We start from the raw sequence: 19,076 nt of genomic DNA on the forward strand, positions 1-19,076 counted from the left end.
CCAGGTCGTCGCGGAGCAGGCCGGTGGCGGCACCGGCCGCGCCCGCGACGGTCAGTCGGCGGCGCCGGCCGACCGCGCTGCCGGGCCGGCCGGCGGGGCGGGTCGGAGCCGGCGCGGGCCGTACTCGCGCAGCAGGGTCTGCACGATGCCGGCGGCGGGGATGGCCAGCAGCGCGCCGAGCAGGCCGGCCAGCTCCGCCGCGAGCAGCACACTGATCAGCACCGTCAACGGGTTGAGCCGGACCGCGCGGGACAGGATGAGCGGCTGGAGCAGGTGGTTCTCCACCTGTTGGTAGACCACGAAGAAGACCAGCACCACCACCCCGGCGGTGGGGGAGTGCAGGAAGCCGGCACCGGCCGCGATCACCGCGCCGAGGGTCGCCCCGACCAGTGGTATCAGGTCGGCCACCGCCACCAGCAGGGCGATCACCGCCGCGAAGGGCACCCCGGTGACGGTCAGCACCACGAAGGTCAACGCCCCGCAGATCACGCTGATCAGCAGGTTCCCGGTGAGGTAGCCGGTGACGGTACGCGACACCTCCCGGCCCACCCGGCGCAGCCGCTCGCCCTGACCGTCCCCGGCCGCCGCGAGTACGCCCCTGGTGATCCGCGGCGCCTCCAACACCATGAGGTACGCGAGCACGATGACCGTGACCAGCCCGGCGACCGACTCGACGACGCCGCGCAGCACACCGACGGCGGGTTGGCGCAGCCGGCTGCCGAGGTCGCGCAGCTGCTCGGAGTGCTCGCTGACATAGCGTCGTGCCCCGGTGCGCTCCAGCACCTGCCCCACCGGTCCCCGTCCGGCGCGGGCCTCCCGCAGCAGCTCGGGCGCCCGGTCGGCGAAGCGGCCCAACTCCCCGAACAACGGCACCAGGATGAGCGCGGCCAGGATCGCCAGCAGCACGAACGCGGCGAGGAACACCAGCAGGGTGGCCAGCGCCCGACGCCGGACGAAACGGCGTTGCAGTCGGTCGACGAGGGGTTTGAGCGCGACGGCGAAGAACGCGGCGACCACCGCCCAGACCAGCACCCGCCGGGTCGCGTACACGAACCCCAGCGCGAGCGCGGTCGCCAGCACCAGACCGATCACGATCAGGGTTCGGCGGCCGGTCACCCGATCGTCGACGTCGCTCATCCGGCGGGCCTTCCCCGCCCGAGCCGTCGGAAACCCGGCATTGCGGGCACAACGGCGATCAGTGGTGGGAGGTGTCGTCCGCGTCGCTGAGCGGGCGGGCACCGGCGACGAAGGTGTCGAGCGCGGCGGCGTGCAGCAGCCCGCCGGGCACCGGGTCGCGCAGGGCGGCCACGGCCAGCCGGGCCACCGGCAGCCCGCCGGGGCGGGAGGTCGCGGCCAGCACCAGGTTGCCGTACCGGCGACCGCGCAACATCCGCCGGTCGCCGAGCACGCACACGTCGGCGTAGACCGCCCGCAGGGTGGCCACCTGCACCCGGGTACCGACCAGCGGCGGCAGGTCGGTGACGTTCACCAGGTACAACCCGTCGGGGCGCAGGGAGCGGGCGACCTCTGCGGCGAACTCGACGGTGCGCACGTGCCGAGGCATCCGGGCCGCGCGGTAGATGTCGGCGATCACCAGGTCGTACCGGCCGTCGGGGGCGCCGGTCAGGGCGTCCCGGGCGTCCGCGACGTCCACCCGCACCTCCGGCGGCAGCGGCGGCAACTCCCGGGTCACCAGCTCAACCACCGCCGCGTCCCGCTCGACGACCCGTTGCGGGGAGCCGGGCCGGGTGGCGGCCACCCAGCGGGGCAGCGTCAACGCGCCACCGCCCAGGTGCAGCACGTTCAGCGGGGCGCCGGCCGGGGCCGCCACCTCCACTGCCGAGGCGATCCGCCGGACGTACTCGAAGTGCAGGTGCCGGGGATCCTCGACATCCACGTACGACTGCTCGACCCCGGCGGACAGCAGAGTCCGCCCGGTCCGGCGGACCGGGTCGGCGACCAACTCCAACCGGTCGGCGGCGCGGTTCATAGCCGGCACGCTAGCCGAGCCCACCGGGGACCCGGCACGGCGGACGGGCCGGCGAAGCGGGGTCGCCCCCGTTCCGCCGGCCCGACAGTGTCGTGGTGGCCGGTCAGCCGCCGGCCATCCCGGCACCCACCTCGTCGATCGCGGCGTCGATCTGGCGGGCGAGGTCCACGTCGAGCGCGGTGACCCCGTTGGCCTGGTTGGTCCGCACTGTCAACACGGCGGCGGTGTCGCCCGGACGCCCGATGCTCGGGCCGCGGCCGTTGTCCTGACGCAGCCGGTCGAGCCGGGCGAGCACCCGGTCCAGGTTGTCGGGCGGCAGCGCGACCACCCGGTAGAGGCCCTGGCTGTCGCCGGCCCAGTAGGGCAGGTCGTCCAGCGCCGCGCTGATCTCGTCGGCGTCCAGGGTGGGTGTGGCGGTGGAGGCGCCCACCAGGCCGCCGCCGGCCTCCGGCGGATTCAGCAGGTCGCGCAACCCGTCGGGTACGTGCAACGACTCGACCAGGTCGCCGTCCTGCTCGGCGAGCGCGGCGATCGTCGCCTCGGCCTGGTAACGGGCCTGTTCCGGGGTGTTGCCGCTGATCCGGCCCACCTCGGCCAGGAAGCCGGGCAGGTCCCGGTGTCGCTCGATGCCGTCGACCGGCACCACGTCGTGCAGCGACGCCGGCACCGCGGCGAGCAGCCGCTGCCGTTCGGCGGCTTCCAGGGCGAACGCGAGGACCAGCACCGTCGCCTCGGTACCCACCTTGGCGGTCTTGAAGTCGACCCCGGCGCGACGCCGGACCTCGTCGACAAGGTCGTGGTAGCCCATGCTGTTCACCCCGGCCGCGCCGCTCGGCGGGGACGGTTGGGGTCGCGGGTTGTCGGCGCTACCGACCGGCGGCGGTGCCGGCCCGCCGCGGGTGGTGTCCGACTTGTGCGCTCCGGCCGCCGGTGGGCCGGCCCGCTTACCCGCATCGAGGCTCGTGAGCTGCTTGGACGCGCTCAGGCTGGCGCCGATCTCGCTGGGCTGGCGATTCTGTTCCCGGGCCTGCCGGGCCAGTGCCCGGCGCCTCTGGTTGTCGCCCTCCATCTGCTTGCGCATTGTGGCATCCCTTCCGCTGGGATCGTGGCTGCGTCCACCGCCTTCCCGCCGTTCCGGAGAAGGAAACGGAGGCCGCCGGGCCGAGTCGGACCGGCCCGCGCCACGCTTCATCCGGCGGGGGTGAGGGGTGCTCACCCGCCCGGCCCGCACGATCGGGTCAGGACCGGAGTTCTTCCGAGGTACGCGGAAGGAAGGTCGTCATGAAGGAAGTTGTCGAGATCGTCCCCGCCCGACCCGGCTGGTACGCCCGCTGGCAGCTCACGCCCGAGGTCACCAGGTGTTACCCGGTGAGCCTGTGGGCGCTGTTGGAGGAGGCCGACGGGACGGGCCGCGAGGTGATCGGGATGGACTGCATCGGTCAATGGCCCGGCGCGGACGACAACGAGGCGGGTGGGCAGTTCGTCCGCTACCTGTACCAGACGCCCGATTCGGGGGAGCCCGAGGACGTCGACGCGACCCCGATCAGCGAGCTACGTGAGGACGGACCCAAGCTCCAGCCGATGACGGCACCCTAGACATTCCTCCGGCCCCCGACCCCAGGTCCCAGGGTCGGGGGCCACCCCGTCCGCTTCCGGGGGTGGCCCACGGGTCAGCCGATGGCCCGCACGTCGTCGTCGGCGTACGCCTCGGCCAGCAACTCACTCAGACCCGTGCGGTCCAGCATCCGCTGAAGCTGGGGGCTGACCCCGATCAGTCGGATCGCCCCGGCGGCGCGATGCACCACCAGCAACGCGCTGAGCCCGGACGAGTCGCAGAGGGTCACCCCGGTCAGGTCGACCAGCACCGGGGCGTCGCCGTCGCCGGGCAGCTCGGCCGCCGCGGCGATCAACTCGGGTGCGCTGTCGTAGTCGAGCTCGCCGGTCAGCCGGAGTCGGACGTTCCCGGCGGCGAGCCGGGTCGTCTCGATGGTCAACAGCTGGTCGGGCATCCCACCATTTTCCTTGTCGAGCGACAAAACGCAAAGCGGGGGCGGCGACGCGCCCTGCTGTCCCGCGTCCCAGGCCCGCGCCGTGGCGGTGCCCGCCACCCGCCGTGAGATGCCGCTTTCCGGGTTCCGGCGTAGGGTGGCTGGAGAGTTTTGACAGTGGACGCCGGTTCCGGCACGGGTTCGGTGAACGACAAGGAGTGAGGCTCAGCTGGTGACTGCTTCCGACGTCAGGGACTGGGACCCGGGCGACGGACGGCTCTCCACGCCGAGCACGACACGACCCTCGGCGTGGTCCGCCGACGTTCGCCGCCCCACCGCGGCACTGCCCCCGCTGGCCCCCGACCGGGGTCAGGCCACGCCCGACTGGTTAGAGGTCGTCGAGCACTTCCGCGAGGGCCTGGTGGTCTGCGACGCCGATGGCGTCGTGCGGCACGTCAGCCCGGTGGCCGAGCGGTTGCTGCCCGAGGTGACGCCCGGCGTGCTGCTCAGCGCGGCCGGCGTGCCAGGGCTGAGCGAGGGCGTCCCCGGTGGCTTCACCCATCGCGGGCGCCGGCTCACCGCGCGCCAGGTGCCGCTCTCGGGTGACCGCTGCTGCTGGTACGTCGAGGACGTCACCGACAGCGTCAGCCGCGCCGACGCGCTGCTCGCCGAGCGGGCCCGCTCGGCGTTCCTGGCCGTGGTCGGCGACAAGTTGGGAAACCCGCTGCACCCCGACCGGGCGGCCGCTGCTGTCGTCCGACTCGCCGTGCCCACACTGGCCGAGGTGGCGGTGCTGGTGCTCGCCCCCCGGGCCGGGCGCGCCCGCTGGTGGCGGGCATCACGCACCGACGACGAGGTGCCGACGGTGGACAGCGGCGTGCTGAGCGGCGGCGAGTTGCCGACCGCCATCGCCGACGGGTTGACCGGCGCCGAGCCGCACGCGGTGGACTGGCTGGTCGAACAGGCGGTCGACGCCGGTTGGCTGCCGGGGCTGTCCGGTGCCGAGAGCGCCGCCCGGGTCGTTCCGCTGCCGGGCCGCGACGCGCCGGTCGGTGTGCTGCTGGTGGCCCGTCGCGCCACCCGTTGGTACGACGAGGACGACGTGGAGTTGGTCCGCGCGTTCGCGGCCCGCGCCGGGGCGGCGTTGACCACCGCGCTGCTCTACCGCGACCAGGCCGAGGTGGCCGACACTCTCCAGGCCAGCCTGCTGCCGGTCGAGCCGGTCGAGGCCACCGGTGTGCAGTGGGGCACCGCGTACCGGCCCGCACAGGCGGGGCTGCGCATCGGCGGCGACTTCTACGGTTCGCACCGGCTCACCGACGGTGGTTCGGTGTTCTTCCTCGGCGACGTGTCGGGCAAGGGCGTCGAAGCCGCCGTCTTCACCGGCCAACTGCGCCAGTGCCTCCAGGCGCTGCACCGGTTGGAGTCGCACCCGGCCCGGTTGCTGCGACTGCTCAACGACGCGTTGCTGGAGACGACCCAGGCGCACGGCCAGGGTCGCTTCGCCACGATCGTGCTCGGCGTGGCCCGCCCGGAGCGCGACGGTGGCCTCACCCTCACCATGGCCGGCGGCGGGCACCTGCCACCACTGGTGCTGCGCGCCTCCGGCGAGGTGGAGACGGTGCCGTTGCGCGGCATGCTGATCGGAGTGGTGCCCGACCCCCGCGTCGGGGAGGTGACTGTGCGGCTGGCCCCGGGCGAGACCTGCCTGCTCTACAGCGACGGCGTGACCGAGGCCCGGGGCGGCCGCCGCGGCGACGAGCAGTTCGGCGGCGAGCGACTGATCACCGCGCTGACCGGCTGTCACCGGATGCCCGCGCCGGCCCTGGCCGAACGGGTCGAGCAGCTCACCTGCGACTGGCTGGCACAGGGCGACCACGACGACATCGCCGTGCTGGCGGTGCGGGCGGCCGGCCTGAGCGGGCGCGGAGCACGCCACCTGCACTCGGTGCCCGCCGGCGTCGACCAGACGGAGGGGAGTGACGCGTGACCGCCGCCACGGCCACCACCGACCTCGGCGACGCGTACTCCGGGTATCTGGACCACCTCGCCGACGCCGACGAGTACGCCGCGACCGACCTGGCGATCGGCCTTCTCGACGCGGGCGTCCCGGCCGAGCGGGTGCTGCTCGACCTGGTCGCGCCCGCCCAGGCCGAGGTGGGCGAGCGGTGGGCGCGCAACGAGTGGAGCGTCGCCCAGGAGCACGCGGCCACCCACATCAGCGAGCAGGTGGTGGCGGCGGTGGCCGCGCACGTCAAACCGCGGCCGACCGGCGGCCGGGTGGTGGTCGCCTGCATGGACGGCGAGTGGCACGCGCTGCCGCCCCGGCTGGTGGCCGAGGTGCTGCGGCTACGCGGGTGGCAGGTGACCTTCCTGGGCGCCAGCGTGCCCGCGGCACACCTCGTGTCGTACCTGCACCGCTACGACGCGCACGCGGTGGCGCTGGCGTGCGCGCTGCCGATGCGCCTGCCGTACGCACACCGGATGATCGAGGCCTGCCGCCGCTCGGACGTGCCGGTGGTGGTCGGCGGACGTGGGTTCGGCACGGACGGCCGGTGGGCGCGCCGGCTCGGGGTGGCCTGGGCGCCGGACGCGCCCTCGGCGGCCGAGCTGATCGCCGATGAGCGGGCGTTGCGCGGGACGCCGCCGGCGCGGCTGGCCCACCTGGCCGACGACGAGTACGCCAGCCTGGTGCGCCGTCGCGGTGAGCTGATCGACAGCGCGTTGGCGGAGCTGCGCGAGCGGGTACCGGCGGCACGGGCGTACACCGCCGCTCAGCTGGACGCGACAGTGAGCGACCTGGGCCACATAGTGGATTTTCTGGCCGCGGCGGTCTACGTCGACGACCCCTCGTTGTTCACCGAGTTCGTGCAGTGGCTGTCGGGGATCCTGGGCAGTCGTGGGGTGCCCTCGGGGGCGGTCGTCCTGCCGTTGGAGCACTACGCCGCCGCGTTGCGGGACTTCCCCCGGGCGGCCCGGGCGCTGGCGCTGGGATGCGCGGCGCTGCCCGGCGAGGCCCGCTGACCGACCCGCCGGTGGCGGTCGGATCGATCACCGCGCTCGGCGGCGGACGAGTCAGCTCTGCGTATACTTGCCGGACTGCAAACGTCCCACCCGAGGGTGGAGCGAGGGGGAGAACGGTGACGTTCAGCGTCAACTACGTCGAGCGCGACGGTGATGGCGCCTGCCTACGGCTCGTGGGCGAGTTGGACTTGAGCACCGCCCCAGAGCTGACCGCCGCGATCGACCGGCTCACCGCGGCGGGTGAGAGCCGGGTGCTGCTCGACCTGACCGACCTCACGTTCTGCGACTCCACCGGAATGGCCGTGTTCGTCCGGGGCGACAACCAGGCGGCGGCCGACGGGGGGTGGCTGCGACTCACCGGTGCCCATGGGCGGGTCGAGCGGGTGCTACGGGTGACCGGCCTCGCCGACGTGTTGCGCTACGAACCGGAGTCGGTGGACCCCGTGTCCCGCAGTGCATCCTGATGGGCTAGATTTCCCCGCCAGCATTTCCCCGCCAACGCGGTGACCGTCAGGGTCCCGTCCCCGCCGACTCCGAGGCAGGTAGTGATGGGCGCAGACAGCCCGCAGCCGGTACGCATCCTGGTGGTCGACGACGACCCGGGTGACGTGCTGATGATCGAGGAGGCACTGGCGGACTCCGACGTCGACAAGATCATCGACGTGGTGAGCGACGGCGAGGAGGCGATGGAGTTTCTCCGCGCCGAGGGCCGGCACGAGAAGGCCCGCCGACCGGACGTGATCCTGCTGGATCTGAACATGCCGCGGATGGACGGCCGGCAGGTGCTCGGGGCGGTCAAGCAGGACGAGGATCTGCGCACCATCCCGATCGTCGTGCTGACCACCTCCAACGCCGACACCGACATCGTCGGCAGCTACACGTTGCAGGCCAACGCGTACGTCACCAAACCGATCGACCTGGACGACTTCAACGACGTGGTTCGCCGCATCGACGAGTTCTTCGGTCGGGTAGTGGTGCTGCCCAAGCGCGTCTGACGCCCGCGCCGCCTGCGCGCATGCTGAACATTTTCCCCGAACCCCTTCGGCGCGAGCGGTCGCGGCCGAGGATCCAGGTGGGGAAGTAACAGCAGCTGCCTGGGGGCGACAGTATGAGGTTCTCCGTCGTTGAGATCGGCTACGACCAGCGGCAGGTGGATTACTGCCTGGACGAGTTGGGGATCCGGCTGTCCCGGCTCGCGGCGCGGGCCGAGGGCGCGGCCGGCGCGGCCCGGGAGTGGGACGAGATCCGCCAGGAGGCAGCCTGGCTCAGCGGCCTCCTGCAACGACTCGACCTGGGCGACACGGCCGCCACCCGGCACGCCGGTGACGCGTCGCCGGGCGAGGCCACCGAGATCCTGGCCCAGGCCCGCGCCGAACTGGACGAGGCCCGCGAGGAGGCACGGCAGGTGCGGGAGCGGGCGTATGCGGAGGCCGTGCAGGCCCGACGCGACCTCGAGGCGGCGCTGGACGCCCGTCGACGGCGTGAGGTGCGGGTGGACGAGATCCTCAGCCAGGTGACGGTCGACCAGGTGCCGGCCGACACCCCCACCGCAGCCGCCGGGGTGGCGGGCAGCCGGGTCGGAGTCGGCGGCCCGGACGCGGGTGCGGAGCCGCCGCCCGGCCGCCGCTGAGACGGGCGGGCGCGGGCGCTCAGGCGGTGAGCGCCGCCGCGACGGTGCTCGCCCGGTCCTCGTGCTGGGCGTACGCGTCCGGGTAGGCGGAGATCTGCACGGCCTGGGCGGCTGCCGTGACGCTCATGTCCTGCCAGCCGGGGATCTCGTTGAGCGCGCTGTAGAAGGCCCCTGCGGCGTACGACGGGCGCATCAGCTGGGCGACAGTGCCCCAGCCGCTGCTGGGCCGCTGCTGGAACAGCCCGACCGAGTCGTGGTCGGAGCCGCTGCCCTGGTTCGGGTACTCCGCCGACTCCGGCAGGACGTCGCTGGCCAGGTTGTAGAGGTTGCTCTCCTGCATGGCGGTGGCCAGTGCCACCACCAGGGCCCGGCGCGGCATCTTCATCTCCAGGCCGACGTCCACGATGATCTTCGCGTTGTCCATCTGTGCCTGGTCGAGGCCGGCGACCGGCCGGGGGCGGCGGGGCTTGACCGGCTTCTTGGGCGCCTTGCGGACGGCGGTGGGGGTGGGCGTTGGCTTCGCCGTCGGGCTGGGCGGCAGGATCCGGGCCGGGGCGGCGTCGCGGTCCAACGACCGGGAGGCGCGTTCGTCGGCGATGGCGGCGCGGTCGGCCACCGCCTCGGCGAGCGGCTCGACAGTGCGGGGGGCGTCGTGGTTTCCGCGCGCGGTGGCGACAGCGACGAGGCTGAGGCAGCAGGTGACACCGGTGGCCAGCGCCACCCGCACCGGGGTCGAGCCCAGCAGGGCACGCCGCGGCGGCTCGGCAGCGCGGTGACGGCCGATCGTCCGTTCGGTTGATGCGGCGTCGTCCGAGGGGGTGGTCGGGCGCGCGTCGGTCAGCTTCTGGTCGGAGGGGTCGTCGGGATGCACCTGCCGAGGCTAAAGACCTGAATGCCCGATGCCATCAGCCCGTACGGTGGCATGCGCCACAATTTGCCCTGATCATGCCGACTTTAGCGGGCAAAACACGAGCGAAACTGATCAACCTCGCGGATGCCTCCAGACGGTTATTCCCGACTTGCCGGCGGAAAAGGTTCACGTCGCGGGTCTCTCCGCCCGACGTCCGGCCCCGCTCGCGGGTCCACCGAACAGTGGATCCCAGCCCCACCGAAAGTGTGACGGCCCCTCGGCCGACCTTCCGGCGGAGGCGGCGCTGTCCGTGGATCTTGGACAGTTTCCGTTCCCCACGAACGGAAACCGTCCAAGATCTACGTCGGCGGCGGAGCGAAGTGCCGCGATCGGCGCATACCGCGCCGCGCCGTCGTGCCGTGCCGTCGTGCCGTGCCGTGCCGCCGTGCCGTGCCGCCGTGCCGTGCCGCGTCGTCGCGCCGCTGATGCGGCGCGTCAATCCACCGCAAGATCGTGCTTGATCCAGGAAGTAGGGCCTTCAAGCAGGAACGAGGCAACTACAACCAGGATCAAGCACGATCATGCGGAACGGTGCGCTCCCCGGCCCGCAGACCCCTTGGGTTGGCTGGTCAGTGGCGGCCGTTCTCGGCCGGGGTGACAGTCAGCCGGTGTCGGCTGGTGTCGCTGCTGGAGAACGGCCAGAGCCGGTCGGCGTACTCGACCAGGTCGGCCAGTTGATCTCGGCTCAGCCCGGCTGACGAGATCTCCGCGTGGACGTCGGCCCGGTATCGGCCGTCGTTGTCCCGCCCCAGCTTCGCCTCCGCCCGGACCTGCACGGTGTGCGCCTCGTCGGTGATCTCGCCGGCCACCTCCACCGCCGCGTGATGCAGGCAGGAGGCGAAGGCCGCGGCCAGCAACTGTTCCGGGGTCAGCCCGGTGCAGTGCGGCGCCAGCGGTGAGGCCAGCGCGGTGGAGAGCCCGCCATCGTCGGTGCGTACGTGACCGCCCTCGGCGGTCGCTGTGGCCTCACGCAGCCAGGAACTCTGATCCGGCATCGCGTTTCTCCCGTCGCTCACCAGGCCGGCTACCCTTTCGCCGCCTGACGAAACGCCGCCTGTCGTCTGGTCAGCGCCCGGCGGGCAGGTTCGGCTCGTCCACCAGTGCCACCGCTTCGGTGGCTTCCGCGGCGGCCCGTTCGGTCCACGGTGACGTCGGGGCCGGCCGGCGGGTCGTCGGGATCGTCATCGGCACGTACACCCGGGCGTCCACCGCCTCGGCCAGCAGCAGCGCGGCGACCAGGCTGGTCGGACGCCGCTCGGGGTCGTCGGCGAGGCAGGAGTGACACAGCTCGGCGACCTCCGGCGGCAGCCCGGCGATGTCGGGCAGCGGCTCCGGTGGCTGACGGCGGCGGACGAGCAGCAGTTCGCTGCCGGTCGCCGCGCGGTAGGGCAGGCGGGCGGTGAGGCTGTAGTAGAGCAGCACGCCGAGGGCGTACATGTCGGCGGCGGGGGTGGCCGGCGCCTCGTCCAGCTGTTCGGGCGCCAGGTACGCCGGGGTGCCCAGCACCATGCCGGTCGGCATCGGGTCCGGCGCGCCGGCGGCGATGGCGATGCCGAAGTCGAGCACCTTTACGCCGGCCGGGGTGAGCATGACGTTGGCCGGCTTGACGTCCCGGTGCACGATGCCCTCGGCGTGCGCGGCGGCCAGCGCGGCGGCGACCTCCGCGCAGACCCGCACCGCGATCTGCCAGTCCAGCGGTCCGGCGCGCAGGTGCACGGCGAGCGTCTCACCCTCGGCCAGCTCCATCACGATGTAGGGCACCGGTCGGCCGGGCCACGTCGAGGACGTGCCGAAGTCGTGCACGCTGGCCACGTTGGGGTGTTCCAGGCGGGCCGCCGACCGGGCCTCCGCGCGGATGCGGTCCACCGGGCCGTCCCGGTCGTCGCGGCCGGGCGAGATGAGCTTCACCGCGACCGGCCGGTCCAGCACCTGGTCGTAGGCCCGCCACACCTCGGACATCCCGCCCACACCGATGCGCTGTTCGAGCTGGTACCGCCCGTCCAGCGTCCGCATCGACCACTCCTCGTCCTCGCCCCGCCGACGGCCGGGTGCTCAGATCGCGGTACCCGCACTCCGAGCTGGGCAAACCGAGGCCGATTCGGCCCGGCGCACCGCGCTGCGCCCGAGCGGTGGGTGCGGTAGCTTGCGAGCCAGAGCCGGTGTCACCGATTGTGCCGGCACGGTCACCGAGGGGACGCCGCGATGAGCGAGGTCACCGTACGCTTCGTCGGTGGGCCTGCGGACGGCCTGGTCCGGCTGCTGCCGGCCGGGTCGGACGGCGCCCCACCCCAGCGTTGGATCATGCGGCACCCGGACGGCACGGGTCCGGTGCAGCCCGGCCCCGATCACCTCTACGAACGCGACCGGCCCGACGAGGCCGGCGGCTGGAGCATGCGGTTCGTGCGCACCGACGCGTACGGGGTGTCCGAGTGACCACGAGGCGGGGCTGACCGGTGGTGTCGCCGGCGTCGCGTCGGCCCGGCCGCACAGCTCGCGCACAGCTTCCCCAGGGGCGCGGCACAGGAGTGGCGGCCACCATGGGGCCCATGGTCATGAACGGGCAGGCCGCGCCGAGCCGGATCGAGCTGCGTCGCCCCGACGGTGAGCCCGTCCGGGTGCTGGTGGTCGACGACGAACCCACGCTCACCGACCTGCTGTCGATGGCCCTGCGTTACGAGGGCTGGCAGGTCCGCACCGCCGGCAACGGCACGGCGGCGTTGAGCACCGCTCGACAGTTCCAGCCGGACGCCGTGGTGCTCGACGTGATGCTGCCCGACCTGGACGGTTTCCAGGTGCTGCGCCGGCTGCGCGAGCACGCCCCCACCGTGCCGGTGCTCTTCCTGACCGCCCGCGACGCGGTCGAGGAACGCATCGCCGGGTTGACAGTCGGCGGCGACGACTACGTCACCAAACCGTTCAGCCTGGAGGAGGTGATCGCCCGGCTGCGCGCGCTGCTGCGCCGCTCCGGGCTGGCGATCGCCACCCGGGAGGAGGCGGTGCTGACAGTCGGTGATCTCAGCCTCGACGAGGACAGCCACGAGGTTCGCCGGGGTGGCCAGCTCGTCACCCTCACCGCTACCGAGTTCGAGCTGCTGCGTTATCTGATGCGCAACCCGCGCCGGGTGCTCAGCAAGGCGCAGATCCTCGACCGGGTGTGGAACTACGACTTCGGCGGCCAGGCCAACGTGGTGGAGCTGTACATCTCGTACCTGCGCAAGAAGATCGACGCCGGGCGGGCGCCGATGATTCACACCTTGCGCGGCGCGGGCTATGTCCTCAAACCCGCCGACTAGGCGCCGCCCGCTGCGCGCCGCCCGTGGGTGGCTGGCCGGGCGTTCCCTGCGTACCCGACTGGTGTTCGCCCTGCTCGCGCTGCTGGCGTTGGTCAGCGTCGCCATCGGTGGCCTGACCACAGTGGCGCTGCGGCACTTCCTGATCGATCGGCTCGACGCCCAGTTGGCCCCCGCGACGGCCATGCGGGGCGACCGCCCGGGACGGCCGGCCTTCCCCGGCAACGGACCGGGTATCCCGCCCGGGTTGCCGTCCGGCGCGGTGGTCGCCGAGATCACCGACGGTCGCGTGACCAGCGCCCGGACCCTGACCAGAAGCGTCTCCAGCGCCGATCCGTTCCCCGACGAGCGGTCCGTCCCGGTGGGGGAGGTCGCCGGGCTGGCGGACCTGCCGGTCGACGCCAGACCGCGCACCGTCGACCTCGGCGATCGCGGTGACTATCGGGCCGTGGCCCGCCGGTACTGGGACGGCCGGGTGCGCGTCGTCGCGGTCCCGCTCTCCGGTGTCCAGGAGACCGTGTGGGCGCTGGTCGCCGCGCAGGCCGGGGTGGCAGCGGTCGGGCTGCTGCTCGCCGGTGTGGCGGGCGCGCTGATCGTGCGGGCGACACTGCGACCGCTCAACCGGGTGGCCGCCACCGCCAGCCGCGTCACCGAGCTGCCCCTGGATCGGGGAGAGGTGGCGCTCGCCGTCCGGGTCCCGGCCGCCGACACGGACTTGCGCACCGAGGTCGGTCAGGTCGGCGCGGCGCTGAACCGGATGCTGGGCCACGTCGCCGACGCGCTCTCCGCCCGGCAGGCCAGCGAGACGCGGGTACGCCAGTTCGTCGCCGACGCCAGCCACGAGTTGCGGACGCCTCTCGCGGCGATCCGCGGTTACGCCGAGGTGGCCCGGCGTGGCCGTGACGAGGTCCCCGCCGACGTGGCGCACGCGCTGCGCCGGGTGGAGTCGGAGAGCACCCGGATGACAAGCCTCGTCGACGACCTGCTGCTGCTGGCGCGCCTCGACACCGGCCGTCCGCTCGCTGTCGAACCGGTGGACCTGACCGCCCTGGTGGTGGACGCGGTCAGCGACGCGCACGTCGCCGGCCCCGAACACCGTTGGCAGCTCGACCTACCCGAGGTGGCGATCCGGGTGCCGGGCGACGCCGCCCGGCTGCACCAGGTGGTGGCGAACCTGCTCACCAACGCCCTCGTGCACACCCCGCCCGGCAGCACTGTCACCACCACGCTTGCCGTCGCCGACGCCGACGCCGTGCTCAGCGTCGTCGACGACGGGCCGGGGGTGCCGGTTGAGCTGCAACCGGAGATGTTCGAGCGGTTCGCCCGGGGCGACAGCTCCCGATCCCGTGCGCACGGCAGCACGGGCCTCGGCCTCGCGATCGTCGCGGCGGTGGTGGAGGCCCACCACGGCACGGTCGGGGTGCAGAGCCGCCCGGGTCGGACGATGTTCACCGTCCGGCTGCCGAATGCCACAGCCGACACGTAGTCGGCGCACGGCACACCGGCGTTTGTCAGTCGCTCAGCATCTCGGTGAGGACCTCGGCGACGCGGCGGGCGTGCCGCCCGTCGGGGTCCTCGTCGGTGTTCAGGTCGGTCACGCTCATCCCGAGCAGCCGGTCGGCGCGCGCCAACGGCGTGACCAGCGCGATCAGGTCCGCCCAGCGCGGGCCGTCCGGCTCGGGGTAGGTCACCGCGGGCAGGTCGCGCGGGTCCACCACGTCCAGATCGAGGTGCAGCCAGGCCGGTCCGTCGCCGTTGGCGGCCAGGCTCGCACCGACCGTCGCCGCGCCCCGGCGCAGCAGCTCGGCGGCGTTGATCTGGTGGATCGCCGGGTCGATCCGGGCTGCCTCGACCCGGCTGCTCTCGTCGGTGGCCGGGCGGTGCCCGAGCAGGTGGACGCGGTTCGGCTCGATCAGCGCGCCATCGGGGCCGACGGCGGCGGCGGGGCCGTGCCCGGTGACCACCGAGAGGTCCATGTCGGCGGCCTCACCGGTCGGCGAGGTCGTGCCGTCGAGGAAGTCCGGGTGGGCGTCGACGAACCACAGGTCGGTCGCCGGGGGCAGGGCCCGGCAGATGCCGGGCAGGATCGCGCAGTCGCCGCCGAGCACCAGTGGTCGGTGGCCGTCCGCGATCAGCGCGCCGATCCGCGCGGCGATCGCGCCGCCGGCCCGGACCAGGCCCGCCGCGCCGATCACCCCGCTGGCCGGGTCCCGGGTCGGGTCGCGCACCAGCGCCTCGTCGATCCGCCCGTCGTCGTCGGCGGACAGGGCCTCGCGCAGGCCGGCCCGGCGCAGCGCGGCCGGGGCCCGTTCCTCGCCGCGCCCGGCGCCGGAGGAGTCCAGCGGCGCGTCCACGATCATCCAGCGCACGTCCGCAGCGTACCGGCGGGATCGGCCGGTCCCGGCCACATTCTGTGGCGAGGCTGGGAGTACGCCGATGTGCCCGCGACGGCTACGACGACCGGCGTACGGTGATGGACAAGTCCGGCTTTCTGGGTCAAAAGCCTCATGGTGTACGGCCCGGGACGCCGGTGTCGAGGCGGCGAGGGCAAGGAGCGATCGGTGGAACATCTGGCCTACCTGGACGCGGGGTCCGGCAGCCTGATCGTGCAGGCGGTCGTCGGCGGGGTGGCTGGCGCCGCGGTCGCCGCCAAACTCTACTGGCGACGGCTGGTCGACAGGTTCCGCCGGCAACCCACCGACCAGCGCTGAGCGGGCCAGCCCCGACGATGGCGATCTCACCCACCGAGGTACGGCCCGAGCCGGCCTCCTTCCGCGACCCCGCCAACCGGGTCTTCCATGTCGGCGACGAGGTGCTGCGCGGGCTGGACCCCCAGGCCGCCGAGCACTGGCGGGCGCTGACCGGCAGCACGTTCTTCCCGGCGCTGGTCGCCGCGCGCAAGGTCTGCGCCACCGAGGACGCCCCGCCCACCCTGGTGCCGGCCGCTACCGGAGCACCGTGGGCCGCCGTGCTGCGTCACGAGCGCATCCCGTTCGTCTCCCACCCGTACGAGTGGTCGTTCAGCATGCTGCGCGACGCCGCCCTGCTGCACCTGGAGATCCTGACCGCCGCGCTCGGCGAGGGATTCACCACGAAGGACGGCTCGGCGTACAACCTCCAGTGGCGCGGCGCCCAACCGGTCTTCATCGACATCGGCTCCTTCGAGCCGGTCCGCGACGGCGAACCGTGGGCCGGCTACCGGCAGTTCTGCCAGACCGTGCTCTACCCGCTGATGCTCACCGCCCACCTGGGAGTCGACTTCCACCCGTGGCTGCGCGCCCGGGTCGACGGCATCGAGGCCGACGAGCTACGGCCACTGTTCAACGGCACCCGCCGGCTGCGCCCCGGCGTGCTGACCCACCTGCACCTGCACGGGGCGATGCAGCACCGCAACGCCGCCGCCAGCACCACCGAGGTCCGCGACCAACTGCGGGCCGCCGGCTTCTCCCGGGAGCTGCTGCTCGCCACCGTACGCGGCATCGAGAAACTGGTCCGCAAGCTGGACCGCCGCCCACCCGAGAGCCACTGGTCGGACTACCAACGCACCTGTGGCTACTCGGCCCGCGACCGGGTGGCGAAGGAGCAGTTCGTGGCCGCCGCGGTCGCCGCCGGCACCCGCCCCCGCCTGGTGCTCGACCTCGGCGCCAACGACGGCCGGTACTCCCGGCTGGCAGCCGGGCACGCCGACTACGTGGTCGCCGTCGAGCAGGACCCCACAGTCGTCGACGAGTTGTACCGACAGCTGCGCTCCGAGGGGCAGCGTCGCATCCTGCCGCTGGTGCTGGACCTGGCCGACCCCTCGCCGGGTGGCGGCTGGCGGGGCGTCGAGCGGGCCGGCTTCGCCGAGCGGGCGTCCGCCGACGTGGTGCTCGCCCTGGCCGTGGTGCACCACCTGGCGATCGGGCGCAACGTGCCGCTGCCGGAGGTCATCGACTGGCTGGCCGGGCTGACCGCGCCGGGCGGGGCGGTGGTGGTGGAGTTCGTCCACCCGGAGGATGAGATGGCGACCCGGCTGCTGGCCAACAAGCCCGCCGGTCTCTTCCCGGACTACCGACGCGACGCCTTCGAGACACTGCTCGCCGCCCGGGGGCGCATCACCGACCGGCTGGAACTGCCCTCGGGCACCCGCACGCTCTACCGGACGGTGATGGGTGGCTGAACCGCCCTCCGTCGACCGGCCGGCCCCGCCCGACCGACGGTTCCCGACTCCCGGCCGGTGGCACCGGGGCTGGCGCGGGGAAGTGGGTCGGCTGCTGGAGATCGTCGCGCTGGTCGGTCTCGTGGTTACCCAGCCACTGCTGGACGTGCTCGGCCGCAGCCCCGACTTCTTCCTCTTCCACCGCGCCGACTCGGCCCAGATCCTGCTGCTGCTCGCCCTGGTGACGGTGCTGCCCACAGTCGCGGTGGCGCTGCTCGGCGCGCTGAGCCGACTGGCCGGCCGGACCGTCCGCGCCATCACCCACACCGCGCTGGTGGGGCTGCTGGTCGCCGCCCTCGCCGTGCAGGTGGGCCGACACGTCACGCCGCTTCGGGGCGTACCGCTGCTGCTGGTGGCCGTGCTGGCCGGAGCCGCCGGCGGGGCCGCGCACCGACGGTGGCGGGCGCCGGGTCGTGTTCTGCGACTGGCCGCCGCCGGCCCGGTGGCCTTCGTGGCGCTGTTCCTGCTCGCCTCACCCACCTCGGCGGTGGTCCTGCCGCGTGGCGACGGCGGCGCGGCCGGCACCGCGCAGGGCTCGGCAGTGCACCCACCGGTGGTCATGCTGATCCTCGACGAGCTGCCGCTGGTCAGCCTGCTCGGCGCGGACGGGAGGATCGACGCCGGGCGGTACCCGCACTTCGCCGAGCTGGCCGGCGGATCCACCTGGTACCGCAACTCCACAGGGGTCAGCGGGTGGACGCCGAACGCGCTGCCGGCGATGCTCACCGGCCGCTACCCGGCCAAGCCGGTCGCCCCGCACTACTCGCAGTACCCGGACAACATCTTCACCGCCTTCGGCGGCCTGTACGACATCCGCGCCGAGGAGAGCATCACCAGGCTCTGCCCGCCCAGCCGCTGCGAGCAGCCGGTCGCCCCGGCGCAGGGGCTCGGTGTGCTGGTCCAGGAGACCGCCAAGCTGCTCGGCCGGGTCGCCGGGCCGACGGAGAGCGCTGTCGACCCGGAAGACTCCTATCGCGAGCAGACCCGCGCCGAGGCCGGCCTGGACGCCGCCGAACCCGTGCCGGCCGACCCGAAGTTCCGCTGGGACAGCCTGGACGACAACCAACCGGCCCGGTTCACCAGCTTCCTGGCCGGGCTGAAGCCGACGGCGCGACCCACCCTGCACTTCCTGCACCTGCTGATGCCGCACTCACCGTGGGCCTACCTGCCGTCCGGCGCGCGCTACGACGCCCCCGAGGACCTGCCCAACGACGGCGCCGGCTGGGTAGAGCTGGCCCGGCAACGGCACCTGGCCCAGCTCGGCTACACCGACCGGCTGATCGGCGAGACGCTGCGGACGCTGCGCGCCAACGGCCTCTACGACCAGGCCCTCGTCGTGGTGACCGCCGACCACGGGGTCAGCTTCCGTCCCGGCGCGCAGGGCCGGGGCATGGACGCCATCAAGGCCGCCGCCGGGGAGGTCGCCTGGGTGCCGACGTTCGTCAAGCAACCCCGGCAACAGACCGGCCGGGTGGACGACCGCAACTGGGAACACGTCGACCTGCTGCCGACGGTGGCTGACGAGGCCGGCGTCCGGTTGCCCTGGCCTGTCGACGGCCGCTCCGCCCGGCAGGCCCCCCGCACCGACACTACGAAGCACTTCTACGACCGCCCCGGCGAACCTGTCACCTTCCCCGGTGGCGTGCCCGCCCCGCCACCCCTGCCGGCACCCCATCCGCTGGTCGGCACCGAGGTACGCGCCGGCCCGGCCGCCGGCAGCGCCCGGGTCGCCGACCTGGCCGCGTTCACCGCCACGGACCCGGACACCGGCACCCTCCCGGCGCTGGTCTGGGGTGACGTCCCGGACCGGATCCCGGACGGCACCCTGCTGGCCGTCGCCGTCAACGGCCGCATCGGAGCCGTCGTCCCGGTGGTGCCGGCCGACCCCGGCGGACGCCGGTTCGCCGCGCTGCTCACCGACGACAAGCTGTTCCACGCCGGCACCAACCAGCTCGACGTCTTCCAGGTCGCGACGGACGGTACGCTGCGACGCCTCACCCTGTCGTGACCTGGTGTCCGGGTCGGTCCGGCCCGGTCCCGGTTGGC

20 protein-coding genes are annotated in these 19,076 nt (G+C 73.5%); 12 read left to right on the plus strand and 8 right to left on the minus strand.

What is annotated here, in order from left to right:
- Positions 1-51 precede the first annotated feature (51 nt).
- The 3 genes from AB0B94_RS10755 to AB0B94_RS10765 form a co-directional block, all read right to left on the minus strand.
- Positions 52-1,137, minus strand: a complete 1,086-nt coding sequence (locus AB0B94_RS10755; RefSeq protein WP_357271350.1) for an AI-2E family transporter — start codon at positions 1,135-1,137, stop codon at positions 52-54.
- Positions 1,138-1,195: 58 nt separating this feature from the next.
- Positions 1,196-1,990 (minus strand): fused MFS/spermidine synthase, encoded by a 795-nt coding sequence (locus AB0B94_RS10760; protein ID WP_357271353.1) that lies wholly within the window; start codon positions 1,988-1,990, stop codon positions 1,196-1,198.
- Between the two features lie 103 nt (positions 1,991-2,093).
- Positions 2,094-3,071, minus strand: a complete 978-nt coding sequence (locus tag AB0B94_RS10765) for a DUF2267 domain-containing protein (RefSeq protein WP_357271356.1) — start codon at positions 3,069-3,071, stop codon at positions 2,094-2,096.
- Positions 3,072-3,271: 200 nt separating this feature from the next.
- On the opposite strand from AB0B94_RS10765, the gene AB0B94_RS10770 reads away from it, so the two are divergent.
- Entirely contained in the window at positions 3,272-3,586 is a 315-nt protein-coding gene (locus AB0B94_RS10770) for a hypothetical protein (protein ID WP_357271359.1), read from the plus strand.
- A gap of 74 nt (positions 3,587-3,660) precedes the next feature.
- Here AB0B94_RS10770 and AB0B94_RS10775 read toward each other — a convergent pair whose 3' ends face one another.
- Positions 3,661-3,999, minus strand: coding sequence for an STAS domain-containing protein (locus AB0B94_RS10775; protein ID WP_357271362.1), 339 nt, complete (start codon positions 3,997-3,999; stop codon positions 3,661-3,663).
- 211 nt (positions 4,000-4,210) lie between these two features.
- Between AB0B94_RS10775 and AB0B94_RS10780 the strand changes: the two genes are divergently transcribed.
- The 5 genes from AB0B94_RS10780 (at position 4,211) to AB0B94_RS10800 (ending at position 8,632) form a co-directional block, all read left to right on the plus strand.
- Positions 4,211-5,968 carry a PP2C family protein-serine/threonine phosphatase gene (locus tag AB0B94_RS10780; RefSeq protein WP_357271365.1) on the plus strand — a complete coding sequence of 586 codons (1,758 nt, stop codon included), beginning with the start codon at positions 4,211-4,213 and terminating at the stop codon, positions 5,966-5,968.
- Complete coding sequence (locus AB0B94_RS10785; protein WP_357271368.1) at positions 5,965-7,002, plus strand: cobalamin-dependent protein; 1,038 nt, start codon at positions 5,965-5,967, stop codon at positions 7,000-7,002. The genes AB0B94_RS10780 and AB0B94_RS10785 overlap by 4 nt, the downstream gene beginning before the upstream one ends.
- A gap of 116 nt (positions 7,003-7,118) precedes the next feature.
- Positions 7,119-7,466, plus strand: a complete 348-nt coding sequence (locus AB0B94_RS10790; protein WP_357271371.1) for an STAS domain-containing protein — start codon at positions 7,119-7,121, stop codon at positions 7,464-7,466.
- A gap of 84 nt (positions 7,467-7,550) precedes the next feature.
- Positions 7,551-7,997, plus strand: a complete 447-nt coding sequence (locus AB0B94_RS10795; protein WP_357271374.1) for a response regulator — start codon at positions 7,551-7,553, stop codon at positions 7,995-7,997.
- Positions 7,998-8,110: 113 nt separating this feature from the next.
- On the plus strand, positions 8,111-8,632 hold the full coding sequence (locus AB0B94_RS10800) for an ATPase (RefSeq protein ID WP_357271377.1): 522 nt from the start codon (positions 8,111-8,113) through the stop codon (positions 8,630-8,632).
- A 19-nt stretch (positions 8,633-8,651) separates the two neighbouring features.
- On the opposite strand, the gene AB0B94_RS10805 is transcribed toward AB0B94_RS10800, so the two are convergent.
- The 3 genes from AB0B94_RS10805 to AB0B94_RS10815 form a co-directional block, all read right to left on the minus strand.
- Positions 8,652-9,503 carry a hypothetical protein gene (locus AB0B94_RS10805; protein ID WP_357271380.1) on the minus strand — a complete coding sequence of 284 codons (852 nt, stop codon included), beginning with the start codon at positions 9,501-9,503 and terminating at the stop codon, positions 8,652-8,654.
- Positions 9,504-10,111: 608 nt separating this feature from the next.
- A complete protein-coding gene (locus tag AB0B94_RS10810; protein ID WP_196922768.1) occupies positions 10,112-10,537 on the minus strand; it encodes an OsmC family protein in 426 nt (141 codons plus the stop codon).
- Positions 10,538-10,607: 70 nt separating this feature from the next.
- Positions 10,608-11,555, minus strand: coding sequence for a serine/threonine-protein kinase (locus AB0B94_RS10815; RefSeq protein ID WP_357271383.1), 948 nt, complete (start codon positions 11,553-11,555; stop codon positions 10,608-10,610).
- Positions 11,556-11,744: 189 nt separating this feature from the next.
- Here AB0B94_RS10815 and AB0B94_RS10820 point away from each other — a divergent pair, with 189 nt between their 5' ends.
- The 3 genes from AB0B94_RS10820 (at position 11,745) to AB0B94_RS10830 (ending at position 14,318) form a co-directional block, all read left to right on the plus strand.
- Entirely contained in the window at positions 11,745-11,975 is a 231-nt protein-coding gene (locus tag AB0B94_RS10820; RefSeq protein ID WP_091408172.1) for a hypothetical protein, read from the plus strand.
- A gap of 113 nt (positions 11,976-12,088) precedes the next feature.
- Complete coding sequence (locus AB0B94_RS10825) at positions 12,089-12,835, plus strand: response regulator transcription factor (RefSeq protein WP_357271386.1); 747 nt, start codon at positions 12,089-12,091, stop codon at positions 12,833-12,835.
- Positions 12,813-14,318 carry an ATP-binding protein gene (locus AB0B94_RS10830; protein ID WP_357271389.1) on the plus strand — a complete coding sequence of 502 codons (1,506 nt, stop codon included), beginning with the start codon at positions 12,813-12,815 and terminating at the stop codon, positions 14,316-14,318. Before AB0B94_RS10825 ends, AB0B94_RS10830 begins: the two co-directional genes overlap by 23 nt.
- Positions 14,319-14,343: 25 nt before the next feature.
- On the opposite strand, the gene AB0B94_RS10835 is transcribed toward AB0B94_RS10830, so the two are convergent.
- Positions 14,344-15,192, minus strand: coding sequence for an arginase family protein (locus tag AB0B94_RS10835; RefSeq protein ID WP_357273825.1), 849 nt, complete (start codon positions 15,190-15,192; stop codon positions 14,344-14,346).
- Between the two features lie 201 nt (positions 15,193-15,393).
- Between AB0B94_RS10835 and AB0B94_RS10840 the strand changes: the two genes are divergently transcribed.
- Genes AB0B94_RS10840 through AB0B94_RS10850 form a run of 3 tightly spaced genes read left to right on the plus strand, consistent with a single transcriptional unit; the run spans position 15,394 to position 19,038 of the window.
- A complete protein-coding gene (locus AB0B94_RS10840; protein ID WP_165947858.1) occupies positions 15,394-15,543 on the plus strand; it encodes a hypothetical protein in 150 nt (49 codons plus the stop codon).
- A 17-nt stretch (positions 15,544-15,560) separates the two neighbouring features.
- On the plus strand, positions 15,561-16,991 hold the full coding sequence (locus tag AB0B94_RS10845) for a methyltransferase domain-containing protein (protein ID WP_357271392.1): 1,431 nt from the start codon (positions 15,561-15,563) through the stop codon (positions 16,989-16,991).
- Positions 16,984-19,038: a sulfatase-like hydrolase/transferase gene (locus tag AB0B94_RS10850; RefSeq protein ID WP_357271395.1), complete on the plus strand. Its 2,055-nt coding sequence runs from the start codon at positions 16,984-16,986 to the stop codon at positions 19,036-19,038. Before AB0B94_RS10845 ends, AB0B94_RS10850 begins: the two co-directional genes overlap by 8 nt.
- The last annotated feature ends 38 nt before the right edge of the window (positions 19,039-19,076 follow it).

Origin of the sequence: Micromonospora sp. NPDC048986, from assembly GCF_040649335.1 — a bacterium.
GTDB lineage: Bacteria > Actinomycetota > Actinomycetes > Mycobacteriales > Micromonosporaceae > Micromonospora > Micromonospora alfalfae.